We start from the raw sequence: 18,278 nt of genomic DNA, 5'->3' as shown, positions 1-18,278 counted from the left end.
CCGTCTCCCCCTGCCAGCGAGGTCGTCATGGACGAGCCCAGCGCCCCACCGCGCCGCGGCAAGCGTCGCCGCCCCCCGTCGCGCCGGCGCGCGCAGGGGCTGCCCGGCACCGTCGGGGTGACCCTGATGGGCGCCCTGCTCCCGGGCTCCGGCTTCGTCTGGACCGGTCGCACGCTGCTGGGCCTGCTGGTGCTCGTGCCCAGCTGCGTGGCGGCGGCGTACGCCGTCGGGATGGCGAGCCGGGCGGCCGACCTGCGCGCCCTCATCGACCTGGCCATGGACCCCGGGCGCCTGAAGGTGCTGGCCGCGGTGGCGCTGGTCGGGCTGGGGGTCTGGGCCCTGACGGTCTGGCTGACCTACCGCCAGGCCCGTCCCGTCCGCCGCTCGCGCACCGCGACCGTGGCCGGCCACGCCTTCGTGCTGCTGCTGGTCGTCCTGGTCGGTGCTCCGCTCGGGGTCGCGGCGCGCTACGCCACGGTGCAGGCCGACCTCGTCGAGACGGTCTTCGAGGAGGCCCCGCGCAGCGCCACCATCCCGCGCGACGTGACGGTGGCCGACCCCTGGGGCGGGCGCGAGCGCGTCAACGTGCTGCTCCTGGGCGGCGACGGCTCCGACTCCCGCGCGGGGGTGCGCACCGACAGCCTGATCCTGGCCAGCATCGAGACCGCCACCGGGAAGACGGTCCTCTTCTCGCTGCCGCGCAACATGATGTACGCCCAGTTCCCCGAAGGCAGCGTGCTGCACGAGCTCTACCCCGACGGCTTCACGGGCTACGGCGACCCGGCCGGCTACATGCTCAACGCGGTCTACGGCCAGGTGCCGCTGCTGCACCCCGGCGTCCTGGGTGCCAGCGCGGAGGAGGGGGCCGACGAGGGCGCCGACGCCCTCAAGCTCGCCGTCGCCGGCTCCCTGGGCATCGACGTCGACTACTACGTGCTGGTCAACCTGCGTGGGTTCGAGCAGGTGGTCGACGCGATCGGCGGCATCACCGTCAACGTGAACGAGCCGGTGGCCGTCAACGGCAACACCGACGCCGGCATCGAGCCGACCGCGTGGATCGAGCCGGGGCCCGACCAGCACCTCGACGGGTTCCACGCCCTGTGGTTCGCCCGCGGCCGCTACGGCTCCGACGACTACCGCCGCATGGAGCGGCAGCGCTGTGCGGTCGACGCCATCATCGAGGCCGCCGACCCGATGACGCTGCTGCGCCGCTACACCGGGCTCGCCGAGGCCGGCATGGACATCGTGACGACCGACATCCCGCGCGACCTGCTGCCGTCGTTCGTCGAGCTGGGGCTGCGGATGAAGGACGCCAAGGTCCGCTCGGTGGTCTTCAAGCCCTCGGAGCGCTTCTCCTCCGGCGACCCCGACTACGACCACGTGCGGGCGACGGTGGCGCGGGCCATCGACCCGCCCGAGCGCTCGGTTCGCAAGGCCGACCCCGACCGGGCCCGCGGCACCGAGGGCTCGTGCGCCTGGACCGGCGACGACGTCGTCGAGGCCCAGGACCCCGGCAGCACGACGACGGAGCCGGTCAGCCGCTGAGGCCCCGGTACCACTCCTGGTAGGAGGCCAGCGCCGCGCGGCCCCGCTCGAGCGCCTCGTCGGCCTGGGGCAGCAGGTCGGCGGCGCCCTCGACGGTCCCGCTGTCGGCGACCTGCTCGATGCGCCGCACCGCCTCGCCCGCGTAGGTCACGCCGAGGTTGAGCGCGCCGCCGGCGAGCTTGTGCGAGGCCTGGCGCAGGGCGTCGGCGTCACCCGCGGCGATCGCGTCGCCCATCGCGGTCATGGCCTCGCCGCAGTTGCGGGAGAAGTTCGCGATGGCGCGGTCGAGGTAGTCGGTGCTGTCCTCGTCGAGCTCGCGCAGCATCTCGAGCCGGTCGACGTCGATGCCGGCCAGCGCGGGGTCGTGCGTGGGCGGGACGGGCTCGCTCATCGCGGTCTCCTGGGGTTCGGTGCCGGGTGGCAGGTGGTGCCGGGTGTCGGTGGCTGCGCAGTCGGGCGCGGCGTCGAGCCAGCGGGCGAGGGTCTCGGCGAGCGCGGCCGGGTCGACCGGTTTGGTCAGGTAGTCGTCCATGCCGGCCTCGGCGCACCGCTCGCGCTCGCCCTCCACGGCGGCGGCGGTCATCGCGATCACGGGCAGCCGGGGCGCGCCGGCGTCGGCCTCGGCCGCGCGGATGCACCGGGTCGCGGCGTACCCGTCGAGCACGGGCATCTGCACGTCCATCAGCACCGCGTCCCAGCCGCCGGCGGCCACCGCCTCCACGGCCGCCCGGCCGTCGTCGACGGTGTCGTGGTCGTAGCCGAGGTGCTGGAGCAGCCCCCCGGCGACCATCTGGTTGACCGGGTTGTCCTCGACGACCAGCACGCGGTGGCGACGACCGGGGCGCTGGGGCTGGCCCGCGTCGGCCGGGGCGGTCGCCAGGTGCTCGAGCAGCGTGGTGCGCAGCACCCCCGAGAGCACCGGCTTGACCAGGCAGTCGTCGAGACCCGCCCGGCGCAGCTCCGCGGTGCCGAGGTGGGTCATCGACGTCAGCATCAGCAGCACGGTCGCGTCGTGGGCGGGGTCGGCGCGCAGGGTGCGGGCCAGGTCGAGGCCGTCGCGCTCGGGCATGGCCATGTCCAGCAGCACCGCGGCGTACGGCGCCGCCTCGCGCCCGGCCCGGGCGGTCGCGGCCAGCGCCTCGTCGACCGACGCCGCCACCTCGACCTCCAGGTCCCACCAGCCGAGCTGCTCGACGAGGATCAGGCGGTTGGCCGGGTTGTCGTCGACCACCAGCACGCGGCGCCCGCCGAGCAGCGCGCGGGCCTGCTCGTCGGCGGCGTCGACGACGTCGCCGGTGGGGGGCGCGAGGGGGACCCGCGCGGTGAAGACGGCGCCACCGGTCGGGTTCGGGCGGTGCTCGAGGCTGCCGCCGAGCGCCTGCACGATCTCGTGCGAGATGGCCAGGCCCAGGCCGGTGCCGCCGTACATGCGGGTCGTGGAGGCGTCGGCCTGGGTGAAGGGGTCGAACAGCCCGGCGACCTTGTCGGGCGGCACCCCGATGCCGGTGTCGGTCACGGTGACGACGAGGGTGGTGTCCCCGCCACCGTCCCCGTCCTCGCCGGGCCGAGCGGTGGCGTCGACGTCGACACGGCCGTGCTCGGTGAACTTCACGGCGTTGGAGACGAGGTTGGTGAGCACCTGCGCGATGCGTGTGGGGTCGCCGGCCAGCACCCGGGGCACCTCGGGCGCGCACGACAGGGTCAGCTCCAGCCCCTTGGCGCGGGCCTGGCCGGCCAGCACGCCCACCACCTGGTCGAGCACCGGGCGCACCTCGAAGTCGAGGACCTCCAGCTCGAGCCGGCCCGCCTCGATCTTCGAGAAGTCGAGGATGTCGTTGATGACCCCCAGCAGGGCGCGGCTGGCGACCTGCACCCCGGCGGCCAGGCGCTGCTGCTCCCCGGAGAGGGAGGTGCGCAGCAGGAGGTCGTTGAGCCCGATCACGCCGTTGAGCGGGGTGCGGATCTCGTGGCTCATCGTGGCCAGGAACTCCGACTTCTGCCGGGAGGCCTCCATCGCCTGGTCGCGGGCCTCGGCCAGCTCCTGGCGGACCCGTTCGCGCCAGGCGACACGGGCCATCTGCATCGACACGTGCTCCACCATCTGCTCGATCATGGCGTGGCGGTAGAGCGGCGGGGCGGAGGTGATCGTGAGCACGGCCCACACCTCGTCGAGCAGGACCACCGGGAAGGCGATCGTCAGGCGCGCCTGGTCCCACAGGACCCCGCCCTCCTCGAGGACGCGCTGGGCCAGCGCGAGCTCGGCACGCGCCGTGACCGGGTCGGCGCGGTCCTCGTCGGCTGCGTCGGCGTCGACGTAGAAGGGGACCAGACGCCCGTCGCGGACGGTGAAGGCGCGGGCCCGCTCCCAGTCGTCGTGCAGCAGCACCAGGTCGCGTGCCTGGCGCAGCAGCTGGTCGAACGTCTCGGCGTCGTTGGCCGCGGTCGAGACGGTCTGCATGAAGGTGTTCTGGGCCGCCTGGTCGGCCAGCGCGAGCTCGGTCTGCTTGCTCTCGGTGACGTCCTGGAGGGTGCCGATCATCCTGGGGTGGTCGGGGTCGTCCTGCAGGACGCCGCGGCCACGGGCCCAGCGCCACTCCTCGCCCACCAGGACCTGCACGGTGAAGTCGAGGTCGCCCCTGCCGGCGAGCCCGTCGGCCACCACGGCGCGCACCCGGTCCCGGTCGTCGGGGTGGACCTTCTCGACGAAGCGGTCGAGGGTCCACGGCTCGTTCGTGGCGTCGGTGTCGAAGAGGCGGTCGATCTGCTCGGAGCCCAGGATCTCGCCGGTGCCCAGGTCCCACGTCCAGGCCCCGATCCGGGCGATCTCCTGGGCCTCCTCGAGCCGGCGCAGGCTCTCCTCGTGGGCCAGCGCGGCGGCGCGACGCTCGTCGTAGTCGCTGAACGTCATCTGCACCGCGGTCGGCCGTCCCGCCTCGTCGCGGACCGCGCACTCGCGCACCAGCACCCAGACGATGCTGCCGTCGCGGCGCACGAGCTGGACCTCGACCGAGTCGTCCTCGACGTGCCCGTCGCGCACCTGCACCAGGTGCGCCTCCAGCTGGGTGCGACCGACCTCGTCGAGCGTCGCCTGCATCGGCACGCGCTGCATCTCGTCGTGCTCCACGCCGTACAGGCGCGCCATGGCCGGGTTGGCGTAGATCGTCCGGCCGGCCAGGTCGACGACCCAGATGCCGTCGGGAGAGCGCTCGACGATGTCGCGGTACACCTCGCCAGTCGTCATCGCACCTCCCGCCCCGCCACACCCTAGGGCCTCAGGGCCCTCCGGCGCCGTCACAACGTGCGCGCGCCCGAGATGAGCAGATCGCCTCCCGGCTGCTGCTGCAGGGTGAGCTCGACCCGCTCGCTGACCGTGCCGACCCCGGCACGTCGGTAGGTGTAGTCGTAGGTCGCCGTGCCTGACACCGGGTCGGCCTCGACCATCTCGAAGTCGCGCACCTCGCGCACGCTGCCCCAGAACCCGGTGTAGCCGTCCAGTCCACCGCTGGCGCGCTGGTAGGAAGGGGTCAGCAGCGCGAACCCCTCCTCGGGGTCGGCGACCGCGGTGCTCACGTAGCCGCTGGCGAACTCCTCGATGTCCTCGGCGCTCGGCCGCTCGGGCTGCGCGGAGCCGGTGTCCTCGGGTGTGCTGCCGGCGGTGCTGGTGGGGTCGGTGCCGGCCGCCCCGTCGCCGCCCGGGTCGCGGCCCTGCCCCACGGCGAAGGCGATCACGACCAGGACGGCCACCACGGCGGCGCCCAGCGCCAGCGGCGCCAGCGCGCCGCGGCGTCGCCCCTCGGACGGCGTTCCCGACCCGGTCGCAGGCCCGGTCGTGGGCCCGGTCGCGGGCCCGGGCGGCGGCTCGGCCGAGGGGATGACGGTGGGGTGCCCGCCGGTCGTGACGGGCGCGATCGTCTCGAGGGAGCGGGTGTCGTGGCGGCGCGGCAGTGGAGGGGTGGGCGCCGAGGAGCCGGGACCGCGCTGCAGCACGTCGCTCACCGTGGCCATGTCCCAGCGCTGCTCGGGGTCGCGGCACATGGTCGCCTCGAGGAGCGGCCCCAGCCACCCGGGCTGCTCGAGGCGCGGCGGCTCCTCGTGCACGATGCGGTAGAGCGCGCCGAGCACGTTGTCGCTCACCTCGTACGGCGGGTGCCCGGCCAGCGCGTGGTAGAGCGAGGCACCCAGCGACCAGACGTCGCTGCGGGCGGTGGCGCTGGCGCCCGAGGCCACCTCGGGTGCCAGGTAGGCGGGGGAGCCGGTCACCAGCCCGGTCCGGGTCAGCGAGGGGTCCGCCTCGGCCCTGGCGATGCCGAAGTCGGAGAGCTTCACCTGCCCGTCGGCGGTGACCAGCATGTTGGAGGGCTTCACGTCGCGGTGCACGATGCCGGCCTCGTGGGCGGCGGCGAGCGCCTCGGCGGCCTGTCCGAGCAGCTCGGCGGCCCGGTCGGGGGAGAGCGGTCCCTCGGCGCGCAGGTAGCCCGCCAGGTTGGTGCCGTCGACGTGCTCCATGACCAGGTACTGCTCGTCGTCCTGCTCGACGAGGTCGTAGACGGCCACCACGTGGGGGTGGCTCAGGCGGGCGGCCAGCCTGGCCTCCCGCTCGGCGCGCTCGGCGCGCTCGCGGTCGTCGGGGTCCTGGCCCGGCACGGCCCCCAGGCGCTTGATCGCCACGGCCCGGCCCAGCATCTCGTCGCGGCCCAGCCAGACCGCGCCCATGCCGCCTCGACCGATCTCCCGCTCGAGGGTGTACCTGCCCGCGATCACGCCCGCCCGACCTCCATGTGCCCGAGGATAGGGCGTCGCGGGCCAACCGGGTGGTCGGCCCGGTCGGCGATGAGGCAGGCTTGGCACCGTCCGGCGGACGGTCCGTCCGCACCCCGCCTGCGGAGAAGGCACAGACGTGAGCATCGACCCCACCCTCCTCGACGACCTCGAGTGGCGCGGCCTCGTCGCGCACTCGACGGACCGCGACGCGCTGCGCGCCGCGCTCGCGGAGGACAGCGTCCGCTACTACGTCGGCTTCGACCCCACGGCGCCGAGCCTGCACATGGGCAACCTGCTGCAGATCGTCACCGCCATGCGGCTCCAGCGCGCCGGCCACACGCCCTTCGTGCTCGTCGGCGGCTCGACCGGCATGATCGGTGACCCCCGCGACTCGGGCGAGCGCACCCTGAACACCGTCGAGACGGTCTCCGACTGGGTGCAGCGCATCCGCAGCCAGGTCGAGCCGTTCCTCGACTTCGACGGCGCCAACGGTGCGACCATGGTCAACAACCTCGACTGGACCGAGAACGTCTCGGCGATCGACTTCCTGCGCGACATCGGCAAGCACTTCCCGGTCAACCGGATGCTGGCGCGCGACGTGGTGCGCAACCGCCTCGACGACGGCATCAGCTACACCGAGTTCTCCTACATCCTGCTGCAGTCGATGGACTACCTGCACCTGCACCGGGCGCACGGCGTCACGCTGCAGCTCGGCGGCTCGGACCAGTGGGGCAACATCACCGGCGGCGTCGAGCTCGTGCGCCGTGCCGACGGGGCCCGGGTGCACGCCTTCGTGACGCCGCTGATCACCAAGGCCGACGGCACCAAGTACGGCAAGAGCGAGGGCGGCGCCCTGTGGCTGGACCCCGAGATGCTCTCGCCCTACGCCTTCTACCAGTTCTGGCTCAACGTCGAGGACGAGAAGGTCGGTGAGCTGCTGCGTGCGTTCACCTTCCTCGACCACGCCCGCATCGAGGAGCTCGAGGCGCTGCACGCCGAGAAGCCCTTCCTGCGGGCCGGGCAGAAGGCCCTCGCCGAGGAGATGACCTCCCTGGTGCACGGCGCCGACGAGACCGCCCGCATCCAGGCCGCCTCGGCGGCGCTCTTCGGCGGCGGGGAGATGCGCGAGCTCAGCCCCGACACCCTGGGGGCGGCGCTGCGCGAGACCGGCGTGCTGCAGGTGCGGGGCGAGCAGGGCCTGCCCTCGGTCGTCGACCTCCTCGTGGAGACCGGCCTGGCCAAGAGCCGGGGCGACGCGCGGCGCACCGTGGGTGAGGGCGGCGCCTACCTCAACAACGTCCGGGTCGAGGACCCCGAGCACGTGCCGGGGGCCGACGACCTCCTGGGCGGCACCTGGCTGGTGCTGCGCAAGGGCAAGAAGAGCTTCAAGGGCGTCGAGGTCGTCTGAGGTGGGCGACCCGGGCGGCAGCTGGTTGGCGGGTCTGCCGGCGCGCGCCGCCGGGTCGATGAGCACCCCGCTGCGCGAGTACGTCGAGCACGGCAGCGGTGCCTCGGTCACCGCGGGTGAGGCCACGCAGGCCTGGGGCCGGCTGCGGCTGCACCCGCACGTGCTGCGCGACGTCACCGACGTGGACCCCTCCGTCGCGCTGCTCGGTCGCACCAGCCGGGCCCCCTTCGGCGTCGCCCCCACCTCGCTCCAGAAGGCCGTGCACCCCGACGGGGAGGTGGCCACGGCGCGCGCCACCGCGGCGGCCGGCGCGGTGATGGTGGTCTCGAGCAACGCGGGCAGCACCTTCGCCGACATCGCCGCCACCGGGGTCACCTGGTGGCTCCAGGTCTACCTGCCCTCCGACCGCACGCTGGCCGGCCCGTTGCTCGACCGGGCCGTCGAGGCCGGTGCCGCTGCGGTGGTCCTGACCGTGGACACCCCGGTGGTCGCCACCTGGCACCCCACGCAGGCGCTGATCTGGGACGTCGCCGACCCGGCGTGGACCCGCGTCAACTTCGGCCCGGGCCACGACGACCAACCTGGTTCGGAGAAGGCGCTCGACCTGGGACCCCACGACATCGACTGGCTGCGCGACCGCACCGGTCTGCCCGTCGTGGTCAAGGGCGTCCTGCGCGGCGACGACGCCCGACGCTGCGTCCAGGCCGGTGCGGCCGCGGTGTGGGTCTCCACCCACGGCGGGCGCCAGCTCGACCGCAGCGTCAGCACCGCCGACGCGCTGCCCGACGTCCGGGCGGCCGTGGGCGAGGAGGCCGAGGTCTACGTTGACGGGGGAGTGCGCAGCGGCCTCGACGTGCTCACCGCACTGGCCGCCGGCGCCGACGCCGTCTTCGTCGGGCGGCCGGTGCTGCACGCGCTGGTCGACGGCGAGGCGGGCGTGGCGCGCTGGCACGCCGCGCTGCTCGACGAGACCGTCGAGGCCATGCGGCTGGCGGGGTGCCGCACGCCCGCTGACACCCGCGAGCTGCTGCCCGACACACGCCAGGAACGGCCACACCCCCTCTGACCTGCGCAAACGCGTATGTGCTCCGGGTCACGCCCACTCGATTTGTCGTCCAGCGGACGTTCGCCTAATGTTTTCCATGTCGCCAGGGAGCGGCGGGGAGCAAGGCCGGTCTGGCCGGGCTCCCGGCCCCAGGACGACCACCGCTCAGATCGCAGCTCGCTGCGACGACGAGCACAGAGCCCCGCCGCTGGTACCGAGAGGTGCTGGGACGGTGTGCGTCTGATTCTTGAGAACTCAACAGTGTGTCATAGTCGACGAATTAGTTTGTTATGCCCCGTCGATCATGGATGTCTTTGCGATGTTTGTGGTTGATGGTTTCTTTGGTAAGACGATGATTCTGACAATTGTCAGTTTTGTTCTCTTGTCAGGCATCTCTTTTTCTGCATCGGCTCTCGCGAGAGGGTTGGTGTGGTGTTGTTTTTCAACGGAGAGTTTGATCCTGGCTCAGGACGAACGCTGGCGGCGTGCTTAACACATGCAAGTCGAGCGGTAAGGCCCTTCGGGGTACACGAGCGGCGAACGGGTGAGTAACACGTGAGTAATCTGCCCCTCACTTCGGGATAAGCCTCGGAAACGGGGTCTAATACCGGATATGACCGCTTCTCGCATGAGATGGTGGTGGAAAGTTTTTTCGGTGGGGGATGTGCTCGCGGCCTATCAGCTTGTTGGTGGGGTAATGGCCTACCAAGGCTTCGACGGGTAGCCGGCCTGAGAGGGTGACCGGCCACACTGGGACTGAGACACGGCCCAGACTCCTACGGGAGGCAGCAGTGGGGAATATTGGACAATGGGCGGAAGCCTGATCCAGCAACGCCGCGTGAGGGATGACGGCCTTCGGGTTGTAAACCTCTTTCAGTAGGGACGAAGCGCAAGTGACGGTACCTACAGAAGAAGCACCGGCCAACTACGTGCCAGCAGCCGCGGTAATACGTAGGGTGCGAGCGTTGTCCGGAATTATTGGGCGTAAAGGGCTCGTAGGCGGTTTGTCGCGTCGGGAGTGAAAACACCGGGCTTAACTCGGTGCTTGCTTTCGATACGGGCAGACTAGAGGTATTCAGGGGAGAACGGAATTCCTGGTGTAGCGGTGAAATGCGCAGATATCAGGAGGAACACCGGTGGCGAAGGCGGTTCTCTGGGAATGACCTGACGCTGAGGAGCGAAAGTGTGGGGAGCGAACAGGATTAGATACCCTGGTAGTCCACACCGTAAACGTTGGGCGCTAGGTGTGGGGTCCATTCCACGGATTCCGTGCCGCAGCTAACGCATTAAGCGCCCCGCCTGGGGAGTACGGCCGCAAGGCTAAAACTCAAAGGAATTGACGGGGGCCCGCACAAGCGGCGGAGCATGCGGATTAATTCGATGCAACGCGAAGAACCTTACCTGGGTTTGACATACACCGGAAAGCTGTAGAGATACGGCCCCTTTTAGTCGGTGTACAGGTGGTGCATGGCTGTCGTCAGCTCGTGTCGTGAGATGTTGGGTTAAGTCCCGCAACGAGCGCAACCCTCGTCCTATGTTGCCAGCACGTCCTTCGGGATGGTGGGGACTCATAGGAGACTGCCGGGGTCAACTCGGAGGAAGGTGGGGATGACGTCAAGTCATCATGCCCCTTATGTCCAGGGCTTCACGCATGCTACAATGGCCGGTACAAAGGGCTGCGATCCCGTGAGGGGGAGCGAATCCCAAAAAGCCGGTCTCAGTTCGGATTGGGGTCTGCAACTCGACCCCATGAAGTCGGAGTCGCTAGTAATCGCAGATCAGCAACGCTGCGGTGAATACGTTCCCGGGCCTTGTACACACCGCCCGTCACGTCACGAAAGTCGGCAACACCCGAAGCCGGTGGCCTAACCCCTTGTGGGAGGGAGCCGTCGAAGGTGGGGCTGGCGATTGGGACGAAGTCGTAACAAGGTAGCCGTACCGGAAGGTGCGGCTGGATCACCTCCTTTCTAAGGAGCACACGCCCCGATACCAGACGACTGTTCTGGTACGCATGGTGGTGTTCACTAGTGGAATCGTCGATGATGTCTCCGTTCCTGGTGGGCGGGGTCTTCTCAGTACTACCCGTATGCACGCTCTGCTGAGCGTGTGTGGGGGTGTGGAACCTGGAGTCCTCTGCTGGTCGGGTCGGGGTTGGCACACTGTTGAGCTTTGAGGGATCAGGTGACTGGTTGCTCAGGTTGCCTCCTGGTATCCCAGGTCCACCGGATGGTGGGGTTGGGGGCTTGGTGGGCTGGTTGTTTGTGAATTGGATAGTGGACGCGAGCATCTGACGCGATCAATGCTTCTGCCTCTTGTGTGGGGTGGGTGTGGTTGGTCGTGTCTTTCTAGATGTGTAATTAATCTAGTCTTTGTAGTTTTTGTTGAGTGTTTGTGAGACAAGCTATGAAGGGCACATGGTGGATGCCTTGGCATCAAGAGCCGATGAAGGACGTAGGAGCCTGCGATAAGCCCTGGGGAGTTGGCAACCAAGCTGTGATCCGGGGGTGTCCGAATGGGGAAACCCAGCTGGAGTCATGTCCAGTTACCCGCACCTGAATATATAGGGTGTGTGGAGGGAACGTGGGGAAGTGAAACATCTCAGTACCCACAGGAAGAGAAAACAATAGTGATTCCGAGAGTAGTGGCGAGCGAAATCGGATGAGGCCAAACCACGTACATGTGATACCCGGCAGGGGTTGTGTATGTGGGGTTGTGGGATCGCATGGGTGGGTCTGCCGGCCTACCACACAGTAAGAAACCCAGCAGGTTGAAGTTGAAGTCCGCTGGAAAGTGGCGCCGTAGAGGGTGATAGCCCCGTAAGTGTAAGGCCTGGGCTGTGATGCGTTATCCCAAGTAACACGGAACCCCTGAAATTCCGTGTGAATCTGGCGGGACCACCCGTTAAGCCTAAATACTCCTTGATGACCGATAGCGGACAAGTACCGTGAGGGAAAGGTGAAAAGTACCCCTGGCGGGGAGTGAAATAGTACCTGAAACCGTGTGCCTACAATCCGTCGGAGCCTTACTCATCCTTGTGGTGATGGGGTGACGGCGTGCCTTTTGAAGAATGAGCCTGCGAGTTTGCGTTGTGTTGCGAGGTTAACCCGTGTGGGGAAGCCGTAGCGAAAGCGAGTCCGAATAGGGCGTCTGAGTAGCACGATCAAGACCCGAAGCGAAGTGATCTATCCATGGGCAGGTTGAAGCGCGGGTAAGACCGCGTGGAGGACCGAACCCACTTAGGTTGAAAACTGAGGGGATGACCTGTGGATAGGGGTGAAAGGCCAATCAAACTTCGTGATAGCTGGTTCTCCCCGAAATGCATTTAGGTGCAGCGTTGCGTGTTTCTTGCCGGAGGTAGAGCACTGGATAGCCGATGGGCCCGACCAGGTTACTGACGTTAACCAAACTCCGAATGCCGGTAAGTGAGAGCGCAGCAGTGAGACTGCGGGGGATAAGCTCCGTAGTCGAGAGGGAAACAGCCCAGACCATCAGCTAAGGCCCCTAAGCGGTGACTAAGTGGAAAAGGATGTGGAGTCGCACTGACAACCAGGAGGTTGGCTTGGAAGCAGCCACCCTTGAAAGAGTGCGTAATAGCTCACTGGTCAAGTGATTCCGCGCCGACAATGTAGCGGGGCTCAAGTCATCCGCCGAAGCTATGGCATTCACATAAGCCCAGCACCCACTTGATGGGTGTTCAGGTGTGTGGATGGGTAGGGGAGCGTCGTGTCGCGAGTGAAGCGCCGGAGTGATCCAGGTGTGGATGCGACACGAGTGAGAATGCAGGCATGAGTAGCGAATCACGTGTGAGAAACACGTGCGCCGAATGATCAAGGGTTCCAGGGTCAAGCTAATCTGCCCTGGGTAAGTCGGGACCTAAGGCGAGGCCGACAGGCGTAGTCGATGGACAACGGGTTGATATTCCCGTACCGGCAAAGTAGCGCCCATGACGAACCCGGTGATGCTAACCATCTGAAACTCAGCCGACCGGACCCTTCGGGGCGAGGCGGTTGAGCGTAGCGTGGGACCCGAACTGGTAGTAGTCAAGCGATGGGGTGACGCAGGAAGGTAGTCCAACCGTACCGATGGTTGTGTACGGCTAAGCATGTAGGGCGAGATCTAGGCAAATCCGGATCTCTGACTTTGATGTCGGGCTTGAGATGTGATGGGGACCCCGTTGGGGGGAAGTGGATGATCCTATGCTGTCGAGAAAAACCTCTAGCGAGCTATGCGCCGCCCGTACCCCAAACCGACTCAGGTGATCAGGTAGAGAATACTAAGGCGATCGAGCGAACCACGGTTAAGGAACTCGGCAAAATGCCCCCGTAACTTCGGGAGAAGGGGGGCCCGGAACGTGAACACCCTTGCGGTGGGAGCGGGAAGGGCCGCAGAGACCAGGCCCAAGCGACTGTTTACTAAAAACACAGGTCCGTGCGAAGTTGTAAGACGATGTATACGGACTGACTCCTGCCCGGTGCTGGAAGGTTAAGAGGACCTGTTAGGTAGCAATACCGAAGCGGAGAATTTAAGCCCCAGTAAACGGCGGTGGTAACTATAACCATCCTAAGGTAGCGAAATTCCTTGTCGGGTAAGTTCCGACCTGCACGAATGGAGTAACGACTTGGGCGCTGTCTCAACCGTGGACTCGGCGAAATTGCACTACGAGTAAAGATGCTCGTTACGCGCGGCAGGACGGAAAGACCCCGGGACCTTTACTATAGTTTGGTATTGGTGTTTGGTTCGGCTTGTGTAGGATAGGTGGGAGACTGTGAAGCATTCACGCCAGTGAGTGTGGAGTCATCGTTGAAATACCACTCTGGTCGTACTAGATGTCTAACCTAGGTCCGTTATCCGGATCAGGGACAGTGCCTGATGGGTAGTTTAACTGGGGCGGTTGCCTCCTAAAGAGTAACGGAGGCGCTCAAAGGTTCCCTCAGCCTGGTTGGCAATCAGGTGGCGAGTGTAAGTGCACAAGGGAGCTTGACTGTGAGACAGACATGTCGAGCAGGGACGAAAGTCGGAACTAGTGATCCGGCGTCGGCATGTGGAAGCGACGTCGCTCAACGGATAAAAGGTACCCCGGGGATAACAGGCTGATCTTCCCCAAGAGTCCATATCGACGGGATGGTTTGGCACCTCGATGTCGGCTCGTCGCATCCTGGGGCTGGAGTAGGTCCCAAGGGTTGGGCTGTTCGCCCATTAAAGCGGCACGCGAGCTGGGTTTAGAACGTCGTGAGACAGTTCGGTCCCTATCCGCCGCGCGCGCAGGAAACTTGAGAAAGGCTGTCCCTAGTACGAGAGGACCGGGATGGACGAACCTCTGGTGTGCCAGTTGTCCCGCCAGGGGCACGGCTGGTTAGCTACGTTCGGAAGTGATAACCGCTGAATGCATCTAAGCGGGAAGCACGTTTCAAGATGAGGTTTCCCACCGGGTCAACCGGGTAAGGCCCCCAGCAGAACACTGGGTTGATAGGCCGGAGGTGTACAGCAGCAATGCCTAGCCGACCGGTACTAATAGGCCGAGGGCTTGTCCCACAACCACTCAGCTGAACCTGCAAAGGCTGTTCGCGTCCACGAATCCAACACACACAACACACGTGTCATCACATGTGAATAATGGCTTGGCACACACGCCACCCAGTGATCATCTACCTGGGGTGTGTGCCGCAAGAGTTACGGCGGCCATAGCGAAAGGGAAACACCCGGTCCCATCCCGAACCCGGAAGTTAAGCCTTTCAGCGCCGATGGTACTGCAACCGAGAGGTTGTGGGAGAGTAGGACGCCGCCGGACATACACTCCGTAGGGGCCACCGCAAGGTGGCCCCTACGTGCATTTACCCGACCGAGAGGTCAGCGAAGGAGCACCACCGTGGCCGAGCAGCGTCGTAACCAGCGTCCCTCCGGAGGCAAGCCCACCGGCGGTGGCCGTCCCTCGTCGAGCCGCGGTTCCGAGGGACGACCGGACCGTGGCGGCCGGCCCGAGCGCGGTGGTCGCCCCGACCGCGGGGGTCGTCAGGACTCGCGTGGTGACCGCGACGCGCGTGGTGGGCAGTCGCGCGACCGGCGCCAGTCCGGTCCTCGTGGCGCCGGCGGTGGCCGGTACGTCGAGAAGGAGGCCCCCCGCTCGGCCGACCAGGCCGTCTACGACGGCCCGGAGCTGCCGGAGGACATCACCGGCAAGGAGCTCGACCGCGCCGTCATCGCCCAGCTGAAGGGTCTGCCCGAGAAGCTGGCAGCCCGGGTGGCGCGCCACCTCGCCGCTGCGGGTGCGCTGATCGACGAGGACCCCGAGACCGCCTACCAGCACACCCTGGCCGCGCGCGCCCGTGCGCCCCGCCTGGCCGTGGTGCGTGAGGCGGCGGGTGAGGCGGCCTACGCCGCCGGGCACTACTCCGAGGCGCTGGCCGACCTGCGGGCCGCGAAGCGGATGAACGGCGCCACGGCCTACCTGCCGATCATCGCCGACTGCCACCGGGCGCTCGGGCAGCCGGAGCAGGCGCTCAAGCTGGCCAAGAGCCCGTCGGTGGCGAACTTCGAGTCCGAGGCGAAGGCGGAGATGACCATCGTCGAGGCCGGGGCCCGCCGTGACATGGGCCAGATGGACGCCGCCCTGCGGACCCTCGAGCTGGCGCCCCTGCAGTCGAAGAACAGGGCCCCCTGGGTGGTCCGCCTGCGCTATGCCTACGCCGACACCCTCGAGGCCGCCGGGCGCACCACCGACGCCCTGGCCTGGTTCCACCGCACGCACGCGATCGACGGCGACGAGCTCACCGACGCCGCCGAGCGGGCCGCCCTGCTGGAGAAGACCCAGCGCGACTGAGCCGGCCGGCTCCTCAGGGGGTGACCACGGCGAGCACCGCCTCGGTGCCCGCCTCGCGGGTGCCCCACCGGGGGCCCTCGCGGAAGGCGAGCACGGGACGGTCCAGGTAGACCGCCCCGGCGTCGTCGGCCAGGACGCGCACCACCAGCGAGTCGCCCGGGCGCAGCTCGGCGCCGGCCGGGTCGAGCAGCTCGCGGCAGAACGGCGCCGGGTCGGTGGTGACGCCGACGGAGCCGCCTCTGCACAGCACCGGCTCGAGGGAGACCTCGACGGTGGCGTCGGCGCGCAGCCGCACGCCGGCGACGTCGAGGGTGCGCCCGAAGTCGGCGCCGGTGCTCCACAACCCCACGTAGACGGGACGACCCACGGTGGTGACCGCGGTGACGTGACCGGTGCGCACGGGCAGGCTGGAGGGGTTCGTGACGAACCACCACGCGAACAGCAACCCGGCGACCGCACCCGCGGCCAGCGCCAGTCGGCGCAGCCACCTGCCCGGCGTGACGCCGAGCGCCGGCTCGCTGCTGTGCTCGGGCATGGCTGGAGCGTAGGGCATGATGAGCGCGTGAGTGCTCCTCTGACCGTGGACAGGCCAGCCCTGGAGGGCAGCGTGGCGGTGCGCGAGGGCCGGCGGCTCAGCTTCGCGGAGTTCGGGTCGCCGCGCGGTCGTGCGGTGGTGTGGATGCACGGCACCCCGGGTGCCCGGCGCCAGATCCCGCTCGAGGCGCGTCGGTGGGCGCTCGAGCACGGTGTGCGGATCATCGGCGTGGACCGCCCGGGGATCGGTTCCTCGACGCCCCACCTCTATCCCGACCTCCTCGACTGGACGCACGACCTGCGCCTGCTCCTCGACGCCCTGGCCGTGGACACCTTCCACCTGGTGGGGCTCTCGGGTGGTGGCCCCTACGTCCTGGCGGCGGGCGCCGCCATGCCCGATCGCGTCCACGGGGTGGCGGTGCTCGGGGGAGTGGCGCCGACGGTGGGGCCCGATGCCGCCGAGGGCGGCCCGATCCGGCTGGCCGTCCGCCTCGCGCCGCTGCTGAGGGCCGGCCGGGTGCCGCTGGGCATCGCGGTGCACCAGCTCATCCGGGTGGCCCGGCCGGTGGCGGGCTCGTGCATCGACCTGTACGCCGCCCTCCAGCCCGACGGTGACCGGACCCTGCTCTCCCGGCCGGAGTTCCGGGCGATGTTCGTCGACGACATCCTCAACGGCAACCGCTTCCAGTCCACGGCCCCGCTCAACGACCTGCTGCTCTTCTGCCGCGACTGGGGCTTCTCGCCCGCCGACGTGCGGGTGCCGGTGCGGTGGTGGCACGGCGAAGACGACCACATCGTGCCGCTGCGCCACGGCCGGCACGTCGTCGACCTGCTGCCGGACGCGACGCTGCAGGTGATCGAGGGGGAGAGCCACCTCGGCGGCCTGGGCATCGCCCAGGACGTGCTCGGCACCCTGGTCGCGCTCGGCCGGCGCCGCGCCCCGCGGGGCGCCTGAGACGCCGGCGCGACACGAGGTGCGGGGACTGGTGCTCGCGCGCCTCATGGGCCACAATGGTCCCAAACCACATACGTGTCACTCGATCCTTCGAGACTCCTGACGAGACCGCTGGGGAAGGCGTACCTCGCGCCGGAGATGAAGGAGGTCACGGTGACCGCAACGACTGCCACCCGCACCGCGACGAGGGGCGTGCTCTACGTCCACTCAGCACCCTCCGCGCTGTGCCCCCACATCGAGTGGGCCGTGGGCGGCGTGCTCGGCATGCCCGTGAGCCTGGACTGGACCCCCCAGCCGGCGCAGAGCGGCACCTACCGGGCCGAGCTCTCCTGGACCGGAGCGGTCGGCTCGGCGGCCGCGACCGCCTCGGCGCTGCGCGGCTGGAACCACCTGCGCTTCGAGATCACCGAGGAGCCCAGCCCCGGTGTCGAGGGCACGCGCTACTCCTACACCCCCGACCTCGGCGTCTACCACGCCGTCACGGGCCTGCACGGGGACATCATGATCCCCGAGGACCGGCTCAAGGCGGCCGTGGTCAAGGCAGCCGTCGGCGAGACGACCCTGCTGGTCGAGATCGACAAGCTGCTCGGCAAGCCCTGGGACGACGAGCTGGAGACCTTCCGGCACGCCGGCGACGGCGCGCCGGTGCGCTGGCTGCACCAGGTGGTCTGAGCCCAGCCGGAGCGGGTCAGCGGCGGCGCAGCCGGAATCGGGTCGTGTCGGCCCAGCCGTCGTGGGCGGTGAAGCCGTCGTAGTAGGTGAGCTTCGCGCGGATCCGGAACTTCCCCGGCCGGGTCGAGGTCCGGCAGACCGTGAAGGTGTCGCGGCCCTTCTTCCGGTCGGCGTTGTCGGAGAGGGCGCCCGAGGCGAGCTTCCTGCCGCCCGGTGCGACGAGGAACGTCTCCAGGCCCCAGGCCTGGTCGGTCGGGGGGTTCACCCGGTAGCGGTAGCTGTAGTCGCGGCAGCCCTTGCGGAGCACCTGGTCCTTGGCCCAGGTCCGCGCGTGCTCGGAGGCGTCGTGCCGGTCGTCGCCGGTGTGACCCGTGGCGGGCGCACCGCCGGCGGCCCCGAGCAGGCCCGCTGCGAGCAGGCCCGCCAGCGGTGCGGCGAGCAGGCGGTTGAGGGCGGTGGTCATGGAGGCCTCCCGAAGTGACGTCGGTGGATCAACGCGGCTGCCCGCTCCACGTTACGTCCGTCACACCTCCGCCGGAGG

At 68.5% G+C, this 18,278-nt stretch carries 10 protein-coding genes and 3 rRNA genes; 9 read left to right on the top strand and 4 right to left on the bottom strand.

Features of this window, described 5'->3' with window-relative positions; translation table 11 throughout:
- The first annotated feature begins 27 nt into the window (after positions 1-27).
- Positions 28-1,545, top strand: coding sequence for an LCP family protein (locus H0S66_RS19795; RefSeq protein WP_179616881.1), 1,518 nt, complete (start codon positions 28-30; stop codon positions 1,543-1,545).
- Here H0S66_RS19795 and H0S66_RS19790 read toward each other — a convergent pair.
- Positions 1,535-4,786, bottom strand: a complete 3,252-nt coding sequence (locus tag H0S66_RS19790; protein WP_179616880.1) for a hybrid sensor histidine kinase/response regulator — start codon at positions 4,784-4,786, stop codon at positions 1,535-1,537. The genes H0S66_RS19795 and H0S66_RS19790 overlap by 11 nt on opposite strands.
- Positions 4,787-4,836: 50 nt before the next feature.
- On the bottom strand, positions 4,837-6,306 hold the full coding sequence (locus H0S66_RS19785) for a serine/threonine-protein kinase (RefSeq protein ID WP_179616879.1): 1,470 nt from the start codon (positions 6,304-6,306) through the stop codon (positions 4,837-4,839).
- 136 nt (positions 6,307-6,442) lie between these two features.
- Between H0S66_RS19785 and tyrS the strand changes: the two genes are divergently transcribed.
- The 6 genes from tyrS to H0S66_RS19755 all read left to right on the top strand — a co-directional run bounded on the left by tyrS (position 6,443) and on the right by H0S66_RS19755 (position 15,576).
- Positions 6,443-7,714 (top strand): tyrosine--tRNA ligase, encoded by a 1,272-nt coding sequence (gene tyrS / locus H0S66_RS19780; RefSeq protein WP_179616878.1) that lies wholly within the window; start codon positions 6,443-6,445, stop codon positions 7,712-7,714.
- Between the two features lies 1 nt (position 7,715).
- A complete protein-coding gene (locus H0S66_RS19775) occupies positions 7,716-8,780 on the top strand; it encodes an alpha-hydroxy acid oxidase (protein ID WP_179616877.1) in 1,065 nt (354 codons plus the stop codon).
- 421 nt (positions 8,781-9,201) lie between these two features.
- Positions 9,202-10,726, top strand: a 16S ribosomal RNA gene (locus tag H0S66_RS19770).
- A gap of 427 nt (positions 10,727-11,153) precedes the next feature.
- A 23S ribosomal RNA gene (locus H0S66_RS19765) occupies positions 11,154-14,291 on the top strand.
- A gap of 139 nt (positions 14,292-14,430) precedes the next feature.
- Positions 14,431-14,547: ribosomal RNA gene (gene rrf / locus H0S66_RS19760) — 5S ribosomal RNA — on the top strand.
- Together the 16S, 23S and 5S rRNA genes form the textbook arrangement of a ribosomal RNA operon.
- A 78-nt stretch (positions 14,548-14,625) precedes the next feature.
- Positions 14,626-15,576, top strand: a complete 951-nt coding sequence (locus H0S66_RS19755) for a tetratricopeptide repeat protein (RefSeq protein WP_179616876.1) — start codon at positions 14,626-14,628, stop codon at positions 15,574-15,576.
- Positions 15,577-15,589: 13 nt separating this feature from the next.
- Here H0S66_RS19755 and H0S66_RS19750 read toward each other — a convergent pair whose 3' ends face one another.
- On the bottom strand, positions 15,590-16,111 hold the full coding sequence (locus tag H0S66_RS19750; protein ID WP_179616875.1) for a hypothetical protein: 522 nt from the start codon (positions 16,109-16,111) through the stop codon (positions 15,590-15,592).
- A gap of 27 nt (positions 16,112-16,138) precedes the next feature.
- Between H0S66_RS19750 and H0S66_RS19745 the strand changes: the two genes are divergently transcribed.
- A complete protein-coding gene (locus H0S66_RS19745; protein ID WP_258017017.1) occupies positions 16,139-17,065 on the top strand; it encodes an alpha/beta fold hydrolase in 927 nt (308 codons plus the stop codon).
- 138 nt (positions 17,066-17,203) lie between these two features.
- Positions 17,204-17,737 carry a DUF3145 domain-containing protein gene (locus H0S66_RS19740; protein WP_179616874.1) on the top strand — a complete coding sequence of 178 codons (534 nt, stop codon included), beginning with the start codon at positions 17,204-17,206 and terminating at the stop codon, positions 17,735-17,737.
- A 16-nt stretch (positions 17,738-17,753) separates the two neighbouring features.
- Here H0S66_RS19740 and H0S66_RS19735 read toward each other — a convergent pair whose 3' ends face one another.
- Positions 17,754-18,200, bottom strand: a complete 447-nt coding sequence (locus H0S66_RS19735) for a hypothetical protein (protein WP_179616873.1) — start codon at positions 18,198-18,200, stop codon at positions 17,754-17,756.
- Between the last annotated feature and the right edge of the window lie 78 nt (positions 18,201-18,278).

The sequence above is a fragment of the Nocardioides marinisabuli genome, assembly GCF_013466785.1.
GTDB lineage: Bacteria > Actinomycetota > Actinomycetes > Propionibacteriales > Nocardioidaceae > Nocardioides > Nocardioides marinisabuli.
The sequence above is the reverse complement of the archived record's forward strand: the minus strand, read 5'-3'. Positions and strand labels throughout refer to the sequence as shown.